This window comes from [Ruminococcus] lactaris ATCC 29176 (assembly GCF_025152405.1).
In the GTDB taxonomy this organism is placed as follows: Bacteria; Bacillota; Clostridia; order Lachnospirales; family Lachnospiraceae; genus Mediterraneibacter; species Mediterraneibacter lactaris.
The window spans coordinates 1,396,387-1,413,739 of sequence record NZ_CP102292.1 but is presented as its reverse complement, the minus strand read 5'-3'; the positions used below and the strand labels follow the sequence as shown (position 1 = coordinate 1,413,739).

General features: G+C 45.0%; 13 protein-coding genes. 12 read left to right on the top strand and 1 reads right to left on the bottom strand.

Annotation, left to right across the window (positions count from 1 at the left end; translation table 11 throughout):
• Positions 1-101: 101 nt before the first annotated feature.
• The gene (gene abc-f, locus NQ541_RS06700) at positions 102-2,039 is read right to left on the bottom strand and encodes a ribosomal protection-like ABC-F family protein (RefSeq protein ID WP_005612208.1); all 1,938 of its coding nucleotides are present in this window, start codon (positions 2,037-2,039) and stop codon (positions 102-104) included.
• A gap of 180 nt (positions 2,040-2,219) precedes the next feature.
• On the opposite strand from abc-f, the gene NQ541_RS06695 reads away from it, so the two are divergent.
• The 12 genes from NQ541_RS06695 to NQ541_RS06640 all read left to right on the top strand — a co-directional run bounded on the left by NQ541_RS06695 (position 2,220) and on the right by NQ541_RS06640 (position 17,240).
• Positions 2,220-2,861, top strand: a complete 642-nt coding sequence (locus NQ541_RS06695; RefSeq protein ID WP_023923327.1) for a redox-sensing transcriptional repressor Rex — start codon at positions 2,220-2,222, stop codon at positions 2,859-2,861.
• Positions 2,862-2,936: 75 nt separating this feature from the next.
• Positions 2,937-4,436: a bifunctional ADP-dependent NAD(P)H-hydrate dehydratase/NAD(P)H-hydrate epimerase gene (locus tag NQ541_RS06690; protein WP_044905741.1), complete on the top strand. Its 1,500-nt coding sequence runs from the start codon at positions 2,937-2,939 to the stop codon at positions 4,434-4,436.
• On the top strand, positions 4,437-5,600 hold the full coding sequence (gene alr / locus NQ541_RS06685) for an alanine racemase (RefSeq protein ID WP_005612214.1): 1,164 nt from the start codon (positions 4,437-4,439) through the stop codon (positions 5,598-5,600).
• A 94-nt stretch (positions 5,601-5,694) separates the two neighbouring features.
• A complete protein-coding gene (locus NQ541_RS06680) occupies positions 5,695-6,039 on the top strand; it encodes a type II toxin-antitoxin system PemK/MazF family toxin (RefSeq protein ID WP_005612216.1) in 345 nt (114 codons plus the stop codon).
• 130 nt (positions 6,040-6,169) lie between these two features.
• On the top strand, positions 6,170-6,901 hold the full coding sequence (locus NQ541_RS06675; protein WP_005612218.1) for a YebC/PmpR family DNA-binding transcriptional regulator: 732 nt from the start codon (positions 6,170-6,172) through the stop codon (positions 6,899-6,901).
• A gap of 82 nt (positions 6,902-6,983) precedes the next feature.
• On the top strand, positions 6,984-8,261 hold the full coding sequence (locus NQ541_RS06670; protein WP_005612220.1) for an O-acetylhomoserine aminocarboxypropyltransferase/cysteine synthase family protein: 1,278 nt from the start codon (positions 6,984-6,986) through the stop codon (positions 8,259-8,261).
• Positions 8,262-8,456: 195 nt separating this feature from the next.
• On the top strand, positions 8,457-9,206 hold the full coding sequence (locus tag NQ541_RS06665) for a ClpP family protease (RefSeq protein ID WP_187115601.1): 750 nt from the start codon (positions 8,457-8,459) through the stop codon (positions 9,204-9,206).
• Positions 9,207-9,247: 41 nt separating this feature from the next.
• Positions 9,248-11,830, top strand: coding sequence for an FtsK/SpoIIIE family DNA translocase (locus NQ541_RS06660; RefSeq protein WP_005612224.1), 2,583 nt, complete (start codon positions 9,248-9,250; stop codon positions 11,828-11,830).
• A gap of 79 nt (positions 11,831-11,909) precedes the next feature.
• Positions 11,910-13,580: a formate--tetrahydrofolate ligase gene (locus tag NQ541_RS06655; protein WP_023923337.1), complete on the top strand. Its 1,671-nt coding sequence runs from the start codon at positions 11,910-11,912 to the stop codon at positions 13,578-13,580.
• Positions 13,581-13,727: 147 nt separating this feature from the next.
• The gene (gene folD, locus NQ541_RS06650; RefSeq protein ID WP_005612227.1) at positions 13,728-14,567 is read left to right on the top strand and encodes a bifunctional methylenetetrahydrofolate dehydrogenase/methenyltetrahydrofolate cyclohydrolase FolD; all 840 of its coding nucleotides are present in this window, start codon (positions 13,728-13,730) and stop codon (positions 14,565-14,567) included.
• Positions 14,568-14,580: 13 nt separating this feature from the next.
• A complete protein-coding gene (locus NQ541_RS06645; protein WP_005612229.1) occupies positions 14,581-15,894 on the top strand; it encodes a chitobiase/beta-hexosaminidase C-terminal domain-containing protein in 1,314 nt (437 codons plus the stop codon).
• Between the two features lie 164 nt (positions 15,895-16,058).
• Positions 16,059-17,240, top strand: coding sequence for an iron-containing alcohol dehydrogenase (locus tag NQ541_RS06640; protein ID WP_044940986.1), 1,182 nt, complete (start codon positions 16,059-16,061; stop codon positions 17,238-17,240).
• The last annotated feature ends 113 nt before the right edge of the window (positions 17,241-17,353 follow it).

The following is a 17,353-nucleotide window of genomic DNA, read 5'->3' as shown; positions in this document are numbered from 1 at the left end:
GTCCTGCACTGCGATGCAACAGCAAGGGCGGATATGGACGCTCTTCTGTCAAAAAGCCTTCCTGATACCGAATCATTTTCACCCCAACAAATACAAATTTATTACACGTCCTCCGCCAACTCTTCCCACCGCTCGTACAAGGCTTCCAGCTTTTCCTCATTTTCAGCCCGCTCGGTAGAAAGTTTCTGACATTCGATGGAGTTGGAGTAAATTTCTTCTTTTGTCAGTTCTTCATCGATTACGGTATTTCGTTCTTCCAGCTTTGCAATTTCTTCTTCTGTCTTTTTCAGATCGTTTTTGCGTTTCCGCTCTTTTGCCTGCTGCTCTTTCTGCTCCTGCCAGCTCAATTTGGATTCTGTCTGATTGTCGGAAGAAGATTCCGAGGGAGCAATACCGGCAGATACGGCAGGGGCAGATGCGTATGCCCGGGTCAGTTCTTCTTTCTTTTCAAGATAGTAGTCATAGTTTCCGATATAATTTACAAAAGTCTGATTGACAAGCTCCAAAATGCGGGAACAGGTCTGATTAATAAAATACCGGTCATGGGAGACATAAAGAACCGTTCCGCTGTAGTTGTTCAGGGCTTCTTCCAGGATTTCCTTGGAGGTAATATCCAGATGGTTGGTAGGTTCATCGAGAATCAGGAAATTTGCCTCGGACAGCATCAGCTTTGCGAGGGATACACGTCCTTTTTCGCCACCGCTGAGTGTACGGATTTGTTTAAAGACTTCCTCCCCGGTAAACTGAAATGCAGCAAGTGTATTGCGGATCTGCGTATGAGTCAGGGATGGGTAGTCATCGGAAATTTCATCGAAAATCGTCTTTTCATCATGAAGGACGTGATGTTCCTGATCGTAATATCCGATTTTGACTTTTGATCCAAGCGTGAAAGATCCCTCGTCTGCAGAGACTACTTGGTTGATAATTTTTAACAGGGTAGTTTTTCCTGTACCATTATCACCAATGATGGCAACGTGTTCCCCGCGATGGATCTCAAAGCTGATATCCTGAAAAAGTTGCTGGCTGTCAAAGCGTTTGGACAGATGTTCAACTGTCAGGACGTCCGATCCGCTGATACAGGACGGCTCAAGAGAAAAGTGCATTTCGCGGACGCTTTCAACGGGCTTTTCAACAGGAGTGATACGGTCCAACATTTTTTCCCGGCTTTCAGCCCGCTTGATGGATTTCTCCCGGTTGAAAGAACGAAGTTTCTCGATGACTGCCTGCTGATGCTTTATTTCACGCTGCTGGTTCATGTATTCTTTCAGGCGGGCATCACGGATCTGTTGCTTTTTCGCTGCATAGGCTTTGTAGTTTCCCATATACATACGAATATGAGCCTGATCGACCTCAATGACTTTTGTTACGACACGGTTCAGAAAATACCGGTCATGGGAAACAATCAATACGGCTCCTGAATAATTTAAAAGATACGTTTCCAACCATGCAATGGAACTAAGATCCAGATGGTTGGTCGGCTCGTCCAGTAAGAGGATATCAGGGCTTGTCAGAAGCAGTTTTCCAAGAGAGACTCGTGTCTTCTGACCTCCTGAGAGGGTATCGGTCTGCTTGGAAAAATCATCCTCTGTAAATCCAAGCCCCTTCAGGACACCAGTGATTTCACTTTCACAGGCATAGCCATTTTTGGCCTCATATTCAGACTGAAGCCGGTTGTATGTATCCAGCCGGTTTTTCAGATCTTCCCCGGTTAAGGATTTCAGTTCCTGCTCGATGGAACGAAGCTGGGCTTCCATTGCAAAGATATCGGCTTTTGCACTTTTTACTTCCTCATAGATTGTATTGCCGGATGTCAGATCCTGACGCTGTGCAAGATAACCGAGAGTCTTCCCTTTGGCAAGAATAACATCGCCACCGTCCAGGGGTTCCTCCCCGATGATCATTTTCAGAATCGTAGATTTCCCGGCACCATTGATCCCGACAAGAGCTGCCTTCTCCCGGTCTTCAATATGAAAAGAACCGTCGCAGACAATGGTATGTTCGCCGAATGCTTTATTCAGATTGTGACAGGCTAAAATCATAATCAATAAACTCCTTATATCATAGTTCTTATTTTAAAATGGCTCTTCATTATTATAAAACTCCAAGTATCTATTATATCGAAAATAGCCGAAAATACAAGAAGTAGGAAAGTAAAGTTTGACAGAAGTTTAACTATTCTATATAATGTTGGGTAGATTATGATGTGGAGGGCAATGGAAGTGGAACAAAGAAAAATATCACGTGCCGTAATTTCCAGGCTTCCAAGATATTATAGATATTTGGGAGACCTGCTTGAAGCGGGTGTAGAGAGGATCTCATCCAATGACCTGAGTAAAAAGATGCAGGTAACAGCATCCCAGATCCGGCAGGATCTGAACAATTTCGGTGGATTTGGACAGCAGGGATATGGATATAATGTAAAGTACCTTTATACGGAGATTGGAAAGATACTGGGACTGGATAAGGATCATAACTTTATTATTATCGGTGCCGGTAATCTTGGACAGGCACTGGCAAATTATGCATCATTTGAACGGAATGGATTTATTTTAAAAAGTTTATTTGATGTGAATCCGCGTCTTGAGGGAGTGACGATCCGGGGAATCCCTGTCAGAATGCTGGATGAACTGGAAGGATACCTGCAGGAAAATGATATTGAGATTGCAGCTCTTACACTTCCCAAGTCAAAAGCGGAGGAAGTAGCGGATGTCCTGGTAGCGAATGGGATCAAGGCCATTTGGAATTTTGCACATACGGATCTTACACTTCCCAAGGATGTCATTGTGGAGAGTGTACATCTTGCTGACAGTCTGATGAAATTGTCTTATAATATCAGCCAGCACAATGAAATTCAAAAATAGCAGAGGACTGCTGCGGGTATGGTCATAGCTGGACCGGTCCGCAGCAGTTTGTCTTTAAAAGAAAGGGGACTGCTCATGAGATATTTACCGGACGGAGAACAGATGAAGAAAGCAGATCAGTATACGATCCAGCAGATCGGTGTACCTTCTGTGGTTCTTATGGAGAGGGCAGCATTAAAAATTGTTGAAGTACTGGAAGAAAAGAAAAAGGATTTAAGGCGACCACTGATCGTATGCGGCAGTGGAAATAATGGCGGAGATGGATTTGCTGTGGCAAGACTTCTGGCTGAAAAGGGCTGCCATGTGGATGTGCTTTTTACGGGAAGAGAAAGCTCTATGACGGAAGAATGCAGATTGCAGGCTCAGATCGACAAAAATCTCGGGATTAATTTGTTTACAGAAATCCCCGAGAAAGAGTATACTGTGATCATTGATGCAATTTTTGGCGTTGGTCTGTGCAGAGAAGTTGCAGGACACTACAGAGATGTGATCGGATGGATGAACCGGCAGACGGCACAGAAGGTTGCAGTGGATATTCCATCAGGAATCTGTTCTGCTACAGGAAAGGTGCTTGGTATTGCATTTCAGGCGGAACTGACAGTATCTATGGCATGTCAGAAGCGTGGCTGTGCTTTGTATCCGGGACAGATCTGTGCGGGAGAGGTTGTTCCGGTAACGATCGGGATTGATCCCGAGTACTTTTTTGAACAGAAAAGTGTCTGCATGACCTATGATAAAAAGGAGCTGGGAAATCTGCTGCCGGAAAGAAAAGAGGATTCGCATAAGGGCAGTTTTGGCAGAGTCCTTATGATCACCGGCAGTCCGGGAATGGCAGGAGCAGCTTATCTTTCAGCTACAGCAGCGTATACGGTTGGTGCCGGACTTGTCCAGATCTATACAGCAGAAGAGAACAGGCAGGTACTTCAGGGACTTCTTCCAGAGGCGATCATTTCCTGCTATAGAGAGTATGATGAAGAGAAACTGGATCAACTGATCGGGTGGGCAGATGTCATCTGTATCGGCTGTGGATTAGGACAAAGCAGTAGATCAGAAAAGATTTTGCTGCATACAATAGAGAAAGCAAAGTGTTCCTGCGTGATTGATGCAGATGGACTGAACCTTCTTGCAGGAAGGAAAGATCTGTATAAAAAACTTGGGAAAAATATGATCCTCACCCCTCATATGAAAGAAATGTCCCGGCTGACAGGAATCTCTGTATCAGAAATTGTAGAACGGCGGTTTGAAGTACTTCACCGGTTTACCGAGGAATCCCCGTGTATCTGTGTCTTAAAAGACAGCAGGACGATAGTTGCCCAGAAAGACAGGCAGAACTTCCTTAATCTGGCAGGCAATGCAGCCATGGCAAAAGGCGGTTCGGGAGATGTGCTTGCGGGTGTGATCACCGGACTTCTCGCACAGGGAATGGATGGATTTCAAAGTGCAGTGACAGGCGTTTTTCTGCATGCCTGTGGTGGAGATGAGGCAAGGGATAAAAAAGGTGGTTACAGTGTTCTCGCAAGGGATCTGATCCATGGAATACAGGTAGCGATGAAGAAAGCAAAGGAGTGTAACTAAATGAAGAAATACAGCAGAGTTTGTGCATATATCGATTTGGATGCCATTGCATATAATATGGAGCAGATGAAAAAGCGGATTGGCGAAGACGGAAAACTGATCGCAGTCATCAAGACCGACGGATATGGTCATGGGGCAGTTCCGCTGGCGAAAATGTTTGAAGAGATGCCATATATCTGGGGCTATGCTGTTGCATGTATGGGAGAGGCGGGTGTCCTGCGTGAACAGGGGATCAAAAAGCCGATTCTGGTACTGGGATGTGTCTTCCCGGACGAATACGAGGAGATGGTAGAAAAAGAGATTCGTGCTGCGGTTTATACTGAAGAAATGGCACGGGGAATGTCAGAGGCTGCACAAAGACTTGGAAAGACTGCGTATTTTCATATTAAGATTGATACCGGAATGGGAAGGATCGGATTCCCGGTAACGGAAGAAAGTGCATCTTCCATTGAACGGATCAGCAGGCTTCCGAATGTGCAGACAGAGGCAATGTTTACGCATTTTGCAAAAGCCGACGAGCTGGATAAATCTTATACGTTAAAGCAGCATGAGAAATTTTTATGGATGAAAGAACTGATGGAGGAACGAAATGTTCCGATCCGGTATTTTGACTGTGACAACAGTGCCGGAATCATTGATTTTCCAGATCTCAAGCATGATATTGCGAGAGCGGGAATTTCCATTTACGGAATGTATCCATCAGACGACGTGGATCAGAATGCAGTGAGTCTGCGTCCGGCTCTGCGTCTGGTCAGTCATGTCAGTTTCGTAAAGGAAGTAGGAAAAGGTACATCGATCAGTTATGGTGGCACATATATTACAGAGAAAAAGATGAAGATTGCAACCATTCCGGTGGGATATGGAGATGGGTATCCCAGATCACTGTCAAATAAAGGGTATGTGCTGATCCATGGGAAAAAGGCAAGGATTCTTGGAAGAGTCTGTATGGATCAGTTTATGGTTGATGTAACGGAAATCCCCGATGTGGCATTTATGGATGAGGTGATTCTGATCGGACGGGATCAGGAGGAACAGATCCAGGTGGAGGATCTTGCAGAATTAAGTGGAAGATTCAATTATGAATTTGTATGCTGCCTGAGTAAGAGAATCCCACGTGTTTACCTGAAGAATGGAAAAATCATTTCGCAGACAGATTATTTTTAAAGGACGAATCTGAAGAATTTGTGAATACATCCGATGAATCCGGAGATACTTAAGTATAGCTTAACATAACGGAGATATCGGAGAGTGAAAACAAATGGTCAGACGAGGAGATATTTATTACGCAGATCTAAGCCCCGTGGTCGGATCAGAGCAGGGAGGGATACGACCTGTCCTGGTTATCCAGAATAATATCGGAAACCGGCACAGCCCTACGATCATCTGTGCGGCGATCACTTCAAAAATGAATAAAGCGAAACTTCCGACGCATATCGAGATCAGTACGAGGGATTATAATATAGTAAAAAATTCTGTGATCCTGTTAGAGCAGATCCGTACAATCGACAAGCAGCGACTGAAAGAATATGTATGTCATATAGATTCTGCAATGATGAAAAAAGTAGACGAGGCGATCTGTGTCAGCCTGAATCTGCCTACATAAGACAGGAACGTGGACTTTACAGATGAGAAAAAGCGTGGTAAACTTATTAAGATAATGCTCTGGTTGCGGAGAGCAGGATGAAGTACAAGTCTTAATTGATTTAAGTCAGATAGAAAAGGAGAATGAAAGTATGTCAGGACATTCTAAATTTGCGAATATTAAGCACAAAAAAGAGAAGAATGACGCAGCAAAGGGAAAGATCTTTACAAAGATCGGCCGTGAGCTTGCGATTGCAGTAAAAGAAGGTGGAAGTGCTGATCCGGTGAATAATAGCAGACTTCGTGATGTGATCGCAAAGGCAAAAGCGAACAATATGCCGAATGATACGATCGAAAGAAATATCAAGAAAGCAGCCGGGGAAGGTTCCGCAGATAATTATGAGCGTATTACATATGAGGGATATGGTCCGAACGGAACCGCCATCATCGTAAAGACTCTGACGGATAATAAGAACCGTACAGCATCAAATGTAAGAAATGCGTTTACAAAGGGAGCTGGAAATGTCGGGACTCCGGGATGTGTATCTTTTATGTTTGATGAAAAGGGACAGATTATTATCGATAAAGAAGAGTGTGATATGGACTCAGATGATCTGATGATGCTTGCACTGGATGCGGGTGCTGAAGATTTTAATGAAGAAGAGGACAGCTACGAAGTGCTTACTTCACCGGAGGATTTCAGTGATGTACGTCTGAAGCTGGAAGAGGAAGGAATTGCGATGGCTTCTGCGGAAGTTACGATGATTCCTCAGACTTATGTTGACCTTACAAAAGAAGAGGATATCAAGAACATCCAGAAGACACTGGATCTGCTTGATGAAGATGATGATGTGCAGGATGTATATCATAACTGGAATGAATAAATAACCTACTAAAAAGATATGGAGCAAGCTGAAATTGACAGCCTGCTCCATTTTTTAAGAAAATTTCAAGGAGGAAGAGGAAATGAGCAATTACAGAATTGAGACAAAGTGTGTGCAGTCAGGATATGAACCGGGAAATGGAGAGCCAAGAGTTCTTCCAATCTATCAGAGTACTACATTCCGCTATACCAGCAGTGAGCAGATGGGACGTTTATTTGACCTGGAAGAATCCGGTTATTTTTACACAAGACTGCAGAATCCGACGAATGATGCAGTAGCAGCAAAGATCTGTGATCTGGAAGGCGGAGCAGCGGCAATGCTGACTTCATCCGGTCAGGCAGCTAATTTTTATGCCATTATGAATATTGCAGAAGAGGGAGATCATATTGTATGTGCATCTGCCCTGTATGGCGGAACATATAACCTTTTTGCTCATACAATCCGTAAAATGGGTGTGACGGCTACTTTTGTTGATCCTGACTGCACGGAAGAAGAACTGGAAGCAGCATTTCAGGATAATACAAAGGCAGTATTTGGAGAGACGATTGCAAATCCGGCACTGGTCGTTCTGGATTTTGAAAAATTTGCAAAGGCGGCACATAAGCATGGGGTTCCGTTTATCGTAGATAATACATTTGCTACACCGATCAACTGCCGCCCGTTTGAGTGGGGGGCTGATATTGTGACGCATTCCACAACAAAGTATATGGATGGTCATGCAACATGTGTAGGCGGTGCGATTGTTGACGGCGGTAATTTTGACTGGGCTGCTTACGGAGATAAATTTGCCGGACTGACAACACCGGATGAGACTTACCATGGAATCATCTATACAGAAAAATTTGGAAAAGGTGCTTATATCACAAAAGCAACTTCCCAGTTGATGAGAGATTTAGGATCGATCCAGTCACCGCAGAATGCATTTCTCCTGAATCTTGGACTGGAGAGTCTGCATCTGCGTGTGCCAAGACATTGTGAAAATGCAATTAAGATGGCGGAATATCTGCAGGGACATGAAAAAGTAGCATGGGTAAACTGCCCGTCGTTACCTGGCAATAAGTATTATGATCTGACGCAGAAATATATGCCGAATGGAAGCTGTGGTGTCATCACTTTTGGATTAAAGGGTGGAAGAGAAGCTGCCGTGAAAATGATGGATAAGCTGAAACTGGTTGCTATTGTGACGCATGTGGCTGATGCAAGAAGCTGTGTCCTGCATCCGGCAAGTCATACACACAGACAGATGAATGAGCAGGAACTTCTGGAGGCAGGAGTACAGCCGGATCTGATCCGCTTCAGTCTTGGAATTGAAAATATTGAAGACCTGATCGCTGATGTAAAGCAGGCTTTGGAAGATTAATAACGATGAGAAGGTACAAGTGTAAATTGGATACATTTGTATCTTCTTTTTTATACCGGGGTATGAAGGAAAAACTGACAGTGGCAGAGTGTCTATACAGATCGTATGTTCCGCCCCGGACTGTTGTATGTATTCCTACATATTTATTATAAATCTGTTCATACTATGGTTCAGAACTTGCAGGAGGTAGAATCTATGGGAACAGATAAAATGGATACAAAACAGGAGCAGAGAAATAAGGAAAATGAAGAGATCCGCGAAATGGGGACGATGGAACTGGGAAAAAAGGGAAACCCGTATGGGATTCAGCTTCTGACGATCATCGGTGAGATTGAAGGACATGAGAATGTATCCGGAAATACAAAGGCTACAAAGTATGAACATTTGCTCCCGCGGCTTGCGGAGGCAGAAGAAAATGATGAGATCGAAGGAGTACTGATCCTTTTAAACACAATGGGCGGGGATGTAGAAGCCGGACTTGGAATTGCAGAAATGATCGCATCCCTTGGAAAACCGACCGTATCACTGGTCCTTGGAGGAAGTCATTCTATCGGAGGACCGTTGGCTGTATCTGCAGACTATTCTTTTATTGTCCCGTCAGGCACGATGATTATTCATCCGGTGCGTTCTTCTGGAATGTTCATCGGAGTGATCCAGAGTTATCGAAATATGGAGCGTACCCAGGACCGCATTACCCGCTTCATTGCGTCCCATTCTCATATCTCCCAGGAACGGATCGTGGAGCTGATGCTGGATTCAACACAGCTCGTGAAAGATGTGGGGACAATGCTGGAGGGAGAGGAAGCTGTCAGAGAGGGAATGATCGATGAAGTGGGAGGGATTCATGAAGCGTTTCAGAAACTTCATGAACTGATCGATGAGGAGAGAAGAAAAAAGAAGCAGGAAAAACCGGATCATTTTTTTGATGACACTAAAAAAAATTGATGGTATACTAAAATAAGTATGTGAAAATAAGGGGGAATTATATGGCTGCGAAGTCAACAAAAGGAAAGAAGAATACAAAAAGTACGGCAAAGAAGACGCAGCAGAAATCCGGACAAAGTCAGAACCGGGATGAGATCAGAGGGGAGATCATCATTCTGGGACTGCTTGCAGTGTGTATCCTTCTTGTCCTCAGTAATTTTGGACTGGGTGGAATTGTAGGCAAGACGGTGTCATCGGTAGTTTTTGGCATTTTCGGATTTATGGCATATTTTCTGCCGTTTATCTTATTTGGAGCAGTTGCATTTGGAATTTCCAATAAGGGAAATTCCCATGCTTACATAAAATTAGGAGCAGTTGCTGCATTATTTCTGATCCTGTGCGGAATGATTGAGCTTTTGTTCCATCCATACGATAAAAATGCAACATTATTTTCTTATTATGTCGCATCCAGTGAGCATAAGAATGCAGGAGGTTTCGCAGGAGGCTGTCTGATCCGGTTATTTTGTCCGCTTTTTGGAAAGATCGGTGCCGGTGTGATCCTGGTTGTACTGGGAATCATCAGTATTATCCTGATCACAGAGCGTTCTCTTCTGTCTCCCATCGGACGGAAAAGCAAAGTCGCGTATGAAGAGGCAAAAAGAAAGAGACAGGAAACCGCAGTGATCCGTACGAAAGAGCGGGAAAGGAAAAAAAGAGAGCGGCAGACAGCTCAGGAGACAGAAGAGAGCGGAGCAGGAGTTCCTGGTGAAAAAGGGAAAAAGGCAAGAGGAGTTTCCTTTGCAACGACTCTTTTGCATGGGGAAGGAGAAGAGGAAGTACCGCGGGAGAGAAAAAGCAGAAGGCGGAGAAAATCTCCTGAGATCCAGGAACTGACCCCGGAAGGAGCAGTCCCTGACGGAGGAGATAGCGAAGAATCGGATCCGGGGCGGTTTGTTATTAACCGTGCAGAACCGCTTACAGCAGAAGAGACAGAGATGACCAGAACAGAAAGATCTGCTGAGGAAGGAGTACCTGATGCGATGCAGATGCCATCTGATCCGCAGGAGATACCGGCCAGACGGAACAGGAAAAATACGAAAGAAAATGCACAGGCAGTTGCAGCCGAGACAGCCAGTGTAGAGCAGTCTGTCAGAGCAATGGAAGAGCAGCCGCAGAAGATTTACCGCATTCCACCGATGAATCTTCTGGTAAAAGGGAAAAAGGGCGGTGGAGATTCCGATGCACATCTGCGTGCCACAGCATTAAAGCTGGAGCAGACACTTCAGAACTTTGGAGTAGGGGTTCATGTCACCAATGCAAGCTGTGGTCCGTCTGTGACCCGGTATGAGCTGCAGCCGGAACAGGGAGTAAAAGTCAGCAAGATTGTCGGGCTGGCAGATGATATCAAGCTGAATCTTGCTGTTGCTGATCTGAGGATCGAAGCTCCTATACCGGGAAAAGCTGCTGTCGGGATTGAAGTCCCGAACAGTGAAAATACAGCCGTTATGCTGAGAGATCTGTTGGAGTCCGATGAGTTCAAGAACAGCAGATCACCGATCTCCTTTGCAGTTGGAAAAGATATTGCAGGAAAAGTTGTTGTGGCAGATATTGCAAAAATGCCGCATCTCCTTGTCGCAGGAGCGACAGGTTCAGGTAAATCTGTCTGCATCAATACCCTGATCATGAGCATTATCTACAAAGCAGATCCGGAAGATGTGAAGCTGATCCTGGTAGATCCGAAAGTTGTAGAACTGAGTGTATATAACGGAATCCCGCATCTGATGATTCCGGTTGTAACTGATCCGAAAAAGGCTGCCGGGGCTTTGAACTGGGCAGTTGCCGAGATGGAAAAGCGTTATAAGCTTTTCGCTGAGTACAATGTAAGGGACCTGAAAGGATTCAATGAAAAAGTCCTGAGAGGTGAGACCGGAGAAGATGCAGAGAAAAAACTTCCACAGATCATTATCATCATTGATGAGCTTGCAGATCTGATGATGGTAGCTCCCGGAGAAGTGGAGGGGGCGATCTGTCGTCTTGCACAGTTGGCACGTGCGGCGGGGCTTCATCTGATCCTTGCGACCCAGCGTCCGTCAGTGAATGTCATCACGGGACTGATCAAGGCAAATATGCCGTCAAGAATTGCATTTTCAGTTTCATCGGGAGTGGATTCGCGTACGATCATTGATATGAACGGGGCAGAAAAGCTGCTGGGAAAAGGAGATATGCTGTTCTATCCATCCGGTTATCCAAAGCCGGTGAGGGTGCAGGGATCCTTTGTCTCTGATAAAGAAGTTCAGAAAGTTGTAGATTATCTGATTGACAAAAATGGAAGTACGGCTTACAGTAATGAACTGGAAGAACATATGATGACTGCAGATGTTCCGACATCCATTTCAGGAGTATCTGCGGAGGATACAGATGACAGGGATGTCTATTTTACAGAAGCAGGACAACTGATCATTGACAAAGACAGGGCTTCGATCGGAATGCTCCAGAGAATGTTCAAGATTGGGTTCAACCGTGCTGCAAGGATCATGGATCAGCTTGCAGAAGCAGGAGTTGTCGGTCCCGAAGAGGGGACAAAGCCGAGAAAAGTTCTTATGTCAAAAGAAGAATTTGACGCATACATAGCGGAAAATAAGTAGGAATCGTAGTTTACAGAACTTGCATGAAAGTGTGAGGATGTTATTGAAAATAAGAGGGATGAACAAGGAGGAAACAGGAATGAAGACGGATATTCAGATTGCTCAGGAAGCAGAAATGAAGCACATCAGAGAGGTGGCAGAGGGTGCAGGGATCGCAGAGGCTGAACTGGAATTTTATGGAAAGTATAAAGCAAAGCTTTCTGATGAACTCTGGGAACGGATCAAGGACCGCGAGGACGGAAAGCTGGTTCTTGTTACAGCCATTAATCCGACCCCGGCGGGAGAGGGAAAGACGACAATTTCTGTAGGTCTTGGACAGGCATTTGCAAAGCTTGGCAAAAAATCAGTGATCGCATTACGCGAACCATCTCTTGGACCATGCTTTGGAATCAAAGGAGGAGCAGCCGGTGGCGGTTATTCACAGGTGGTTCCGATGGAGGATCTGAATCTTCATTTCACGGGAGATTTTCATGCCATCACTTCTGCCAACAATTTGCTGGCAGCAATGCTTGATAATCATATCCAGCAGGGGAATGCCCTGGGGATCGATCCACGTCAGATCGTGTGGAAACGTTGCGTGGACATGAATGACCGTGTCCTGCGGAATATTGTAGTTGGTCTTGGAAGAAAGACCGACGGAATGGTAAGAGAAGATCATTTTGTTATTACAGTCGCCTCCGAGATTATGGCAATTCTCTGCCTTGCAGATGATCTTGCTGATCTTAAGAAGCGTCTGGGAAGAATTATTGTCGCTTATAATTTTAATGGAGATCCGGTGACAGCAGATGATCTGCAGGCAACCGGTGCCATGACTGCACTTTTGAAAGATGCAATCAAGCCAAATCTGATTCAGACACTGGAACATACACCGGCACTGGTCCATGGTGGACCGTTCGCCAATATCGCACATGGATGCAACAGTGTGCGTGCCACAAAGATGGCCCTGAAGCTTGGCGATATTGCAGTGACGGAGGCAGGGTTCGGTGCAGATCTTGGAGCCGAGAAGTTTTTTGATATCAAGTGCCGGATGGCAGGATTGAAGCCGGATGCAGTTGTCCTGGTCGCAACAGTACGTGCATTAAAATACAATGGCGGTGTTGCAAAGGCAGATCTTGCAGAAGAAAATTTAGATGCACTTGCAAAAGGAATTGTAAATCTTGAAAAGCATATTGAAAATATTCAGAAATATGGTGTGCCGGTTGTTGTTACGCTGAATTCTTTTGTATCAGATACGGATGCAGAGAATGCATTTATTGAAAAATTCTGTCATGACCATAACTGTGAGTTTGCACTTTCAGAAGTATGGGAAAAAGGCGGAGAAGGCGGCATCGCACTGGCTGAGAAAGTACTGGAGACGCTGGAGACAAAGGAAAGCCATTTCCATCCACTTTACAGTGAAGAACTTTCTCTGAAAGATAAAATCCGTACGATCGCACAGGAAATCTATGGTGCAAGAGATGTGGTGTATGAACCGGCTGCGTCAAAGCAGATCGCAAAGATCGAAGAGATGGGATTCTCAGATTTCCCGGTATGTATGGCGAAGAATCAGTATTCCCTGTCAGATGATGCGAAGAAGCTTGGAAGACCGGAGAATTTTGATATCCATATCAGAGAAGTCTATGTCAGTGCCGGTGCAGGATTCGTTGTCGCTCTGACGGGTGCAGTAATGACCATGCCTGGACTGCCGAAAGTACCGGCAGCAAATGGAATTGATGTAACAGACGACGGAAAGATTACAGGTCTGTTCTAAGCACCATGATATGCGAATAGCGGGTAGGATTGTGGGAGTGCGTAGCACGAAACAATCTGTTGGCATCATTGTTGGGGGCTTTTGACCCCAACATCAAATAAAGGGTGTATAAAATAATAGGGTAACCGGAACAAGAAGGAGACAAGAATGGCACAATTAATTGATGGAAAGGCAATTTCACAGCAGATTAAAGATGAATTAAAAGCAGAGGTAGAAGCATTGAAGAATGACGGAACGGACATTTGTCTTGCCGTCATTCAGGTAGGGGATGATCCGGCTTCTTCCGTTTATGTAAGAAATAAAAAAAGAGCCTGTGCATATATCGGAGTAGAATCAAGGGCATATGAACTGCCGGAGGATACGACAGAAGAGCAGCTTGTAGAGCTTGTAAAGGAACTGAATGCGGATGATACGGTAAATGGAATCCTTGTACAGCTCCCACTTCCCGCTCAGATTGATGAAGATAAGATCATCCGGACGATTTCGGCTGATAAGGACGTGGATGGATTCCATCCTGAAAGTGTGGGAAAACTGTGGATCGGGGAAAAGGGATTTTTATCCTGCACTCCGGCCGGTGTGATCCAGTTGCTGAAGCGTTCGGGAATAGAGATTGCCGGAAAGGAATGTGTGATCATCGGAAGAAGCAATATTGTCGGGAAGCCAATGGCAGCACTGCTTCTCCGGGAAAATGGAACAGTTACGATTGCACACTCCAGAACGAAGAATCTTGCAGATGTGACAAGAAGAGCAGATATTCTGATCGTTGCAATCGGAAAAGAGCGTTTCATAACATCAGATTATGTTAAAGAAGGTGCGGTTGTTATTGATGTCGGAATGCATCGGGATGCAGAAAATCATCTGTGTGGAGATGTTGATTTTGCAGATGTTGAACCAGTTGCATCAGCGATCACTCCTGTTCCGGGCGGAGTAGGACCGATGACGATCGCCATGCTGATGAATAACTGTGTAGAGACTGTACGCAGCTAGGAGGTACCGGATCATGAAGTGTGTACATTGCGGAGCAAATATACCGGATGGTCAGTTGATCTGTCCCAGGTGCAATGCTGAAGTACAGATGGTCCCGGATTATAACCCGCTGGATGATGTTCTTGCAAGAGAAGTAAAGGGTTCGGTAGAAGGGGCTACCCGACAGATCCGGACAGATGATGTCCGGAGACAGCGTCAGATGAGTCAGACCCAGAGTGTCCGTTCTACCCGCGTTCTGAATGAAAATGAGATGGAACGGCTCAGGGAGGCAAGAAGAGAAAATCTCCGTCGTTCTAAAGAACAGCAGAACCGGAGACAGGCGGAGAGGCAACAGACCGGAAATCTCAGAAAAGATTCACCGGAATACCGCAGGATTCAGCAAATGAAGCGGAGAGAAGCCGCAAAGAAAAAGAGAAGGAATCTTTTGCTCGTTCTTTTTTTAATCGTATGTCTGATCGGTGTGGGAATTTATGTGATTTATCAGAATTCTTATACCGGAGTCATGAAAAAGGGAATGTCAGCACTGCAGGAGGACAATTACGAAGTTGCACAGAAGTATTTTGACCGTGCTGTGATCAAGGACAAATCCAGGCCTGAAGCGTACAAGGGGCTTGCAGATATTTATGTGGATCAGGGAGATCTGGACAGTGCAGAATCTGTGTATCTGACTGCTTTGGAGACACAGCCATCCAATGAAAAGCTTTATGAGGCAGTCATTGATTTTTATGTGAAAAATGATGAACTGGATAAAATCTCCGTACTGCTGGAAGACTGCGATGACAGTAAAGTACTTAAGGCAGTAAAAAAATATGTTTCCACAGCACCGGAATTCAGTCTGAAAGAGGGCAGTTATACAGAGGTTCAGCAGGTTTCTCTTTCTTCCGAGACAAGAGGAGATATTTATTATACGACAGACGGGTCAGAACCGACGACTGCCAGTCAGAAATATTCTGAGGCAATCCTTCTGCAGGAAGAAGGCGTGACTGAGATTCGGGCGATTGCTGTCAACAAGGCAGGAGTGCCAAGCGTTGTGGCAAGTGCGAAATATACGATTGCATTCCCGGTGGCTGATGCACCGGCGGTTTCTCCATCTACGGGTGCATACAGCGGAACGATCCAGGTGACTGTGACAGTTCCGGATGGGTATACGGCTTATTATACAACCGATGGTTCTGTACCGGATGCAGGTACCACGAAATATACAGCACCGGTTGACCTGCGGCTGGATGCAAAGGTTACTTTTAATGTAGTACTGATCAATAATCAGAATGGAAAAGCGACAGCCATGACAAGCAAGACCTATATTCCAAAGCCTTCGGCAGAATAATTTTTATGCAGAAAGAGGTTCTGTGTAAAGTTACTATAAGGCAACTCTGTTTTACCTGGAATTTATACAAAATTTCCAAAAATAGGGTTGCTTTTTTGCGTGCAGAGAGATATAATATACCTGTTAAAAAAATAACAATACTACATAAAAAGGAGAGATTTGTTATGAGTAGATTTTGTTTACCAAGGGACATTTATCATGGAAAAGGCTGTCTTGAAGAACTGAAGAATCTGAAAGGAAAGAAAGCCTGTCTTGTTGTCGGTGGAGGATCTATGAAGCGTCAGGGATTCCTTGACCGGGCAGTAAACTACCTGAAAGAGGGTGGCATGGAAGTAAAGCTGATCGAGGGTGTTGAGCCGGATCCGTCTGTTGAGACCGTTATGAAGGGTGCAGAGGTGATGCGTGAGTTTGAGCCGGACTGGATCGTTGCCATGGGCGGTGGATCACCGATTGATGCTGCAAAAGCAATGTGGGTATTCTACGAATATCCAGAGGTCTCCTTTGAAGATATCATTACTCCGTTCAGTTTCCCTGAACTGAGACAGAAAGCAAAATTTGCAGCAATTCCTTCTACATCAGGAACAGCTACAGAGGTTACAGCATTCTCCGTTATCACGAATTATCAGACAGGAGTAAAATATCCGCTGGCTGACTTCAATATCACACCGGATGTAGCCATCGTTGATCCTGACCTTGTATCAGGACTTCCGGTAAAGCAGGTTGCATATACAGGTATGGATGCCCTGACTCATGCGATTGAGGCATATGTATCCACGCTGAACGGACCTTTCACGGATCCGCTTGCATTACAGGCAATCGAGATGGTTCTTGATTATCTGCCGGCATCTTATAATTGCGATATGGTTGCAAGAGAGCAGATGCACTATGCACAGTGCCTTGCAGGAATGGCATTCTCCAATGCATTGCTTGGAATCGTCCACTCCATGGCTCATAAGACAGGTGCAGCTTTCTCAACAGGTCATATTCCGCATGGTTGTGCAAATGCAATTTATCTGCCGTATGTTATCCAATATAACGCAAAAGATCCTGTAGCTGCAAAGCGTTATGCTGAGATCGCCCGCAGAATGGGTCTTCCGGGAACATCTGAGAAGGCACTGATCAACAGTCTTATTGAGAAGATTGATGATTTCAATGTAAGACTTAACATTCCTAAGACGTTGAAAGACTTCGGTATTAATGAGGATGAATTCAAGGAGAAGGTAGACAAGATCGCAGAACTGGCAGTTGGCGATGCATGTACGGGATCAAATCCGCGTGCCATTGATCCTGCCGCTATGGCAAAACTTCTTACATGTACATATTACGGAACAGAGGTTGATTTCTAAACCGGACAGAGATCCGGACCTGATTCCGAAGAAAAGAGGGGCAGACACTTTTTCCGGGTGTCTGCCTTTATGTTATGCTTGAATTTCGACAGGGGTTAGCGTATTATAAAAAA

What these genes read in the sequence shown, in the direction of transcription:
- abc-f (WP_005612208.1), bottom strand. Translation starts at nt 2,039, where the DNA reads ATGATTTTAGCCTGTCACAATCTGAATAAAGCATTCGGCGAACATACC.
- NQ541_RS06690 (WP_044905741.1), top strand. Translation starts at nt 2,937, where the DNA reads ATGAGATATTTACCGGACGGAGAACAGATGAAGAAAGCAGATCAGTAT.
- alr (WP_005612214.1), top strand. Translation starts at nt 4,437, where the DNA reads ATGAAGAAATACAGCAGAGTTTGTGCATATATCGATTTGGATGCCATT.
- NQ541_RS06680 (WP_005612216.1), top strand. Translation starts at nt 5,695, where the DNA reads ATGGTCAGACGAGGAGATATTTATTACGCAGATCTAAGCCCCGTGGTC.
- NQ541_RS06675 (WP_005612218.1), top strand. Translation starts at nt 6,170, where the DNA reads ATGTCAGGACATTCTAAATTTGCGAATATTAAGCACAAAAAAGAGAAG.
- NQ541_RS06670 (WP_005612220.1), top strand. Translation starts at nt 6,984, where the DNA reads ATGAGCAATTACAGAATTGAGACAAAGTGTGTGCAGTCAGGATATGAA.
- NQ541_RS06665 (WP_187115601.1), top strand. Translation starts at nt 8,457, where the DNA reads ATGGGAACAGATAAAATGGATACAAAACAGGAGCAGAGAAATAAGGAA.
- NQ541_RS06660 (WP_005612224.1), top strand. Translation starts at nt 9,248, where the DNA reads ATGGCTGCGAAGTCAACAAAAGGAAAGAAGAATACAAAAAGTACGGCA.
- NQ541_RS06655 (WP_023923337.1), top strand. Translation starts at nt 11,910, where the DNA reads ATGAAGACGGATATTCAGATTGCTCAGGAAGCAGAAATGAAGCACATC.
- folD (WP_005612227.1), top strand. Translation starts at nt 13,728, where the DNA reads ATGGCACAATTAATTGATGGAAAGGCAATTTCACAGCAGATTAAAGAT.
- NQ541_RS06645 (WP_005612229.1), top strand. Translation starts at nt 14,581, where the DNA reads ATGAAGTGTGTACATTGCGGAGCAAATATACCGGATGGTCAGTTGATC.
- NQ541_RS06640 (WP_044940986.1), top strand. Translation starts at nt 16,059, where the DNA reads ATGAGTAGATTTTGTTTACCAAGGGACATTTATCATGGAAAAGGCTGT.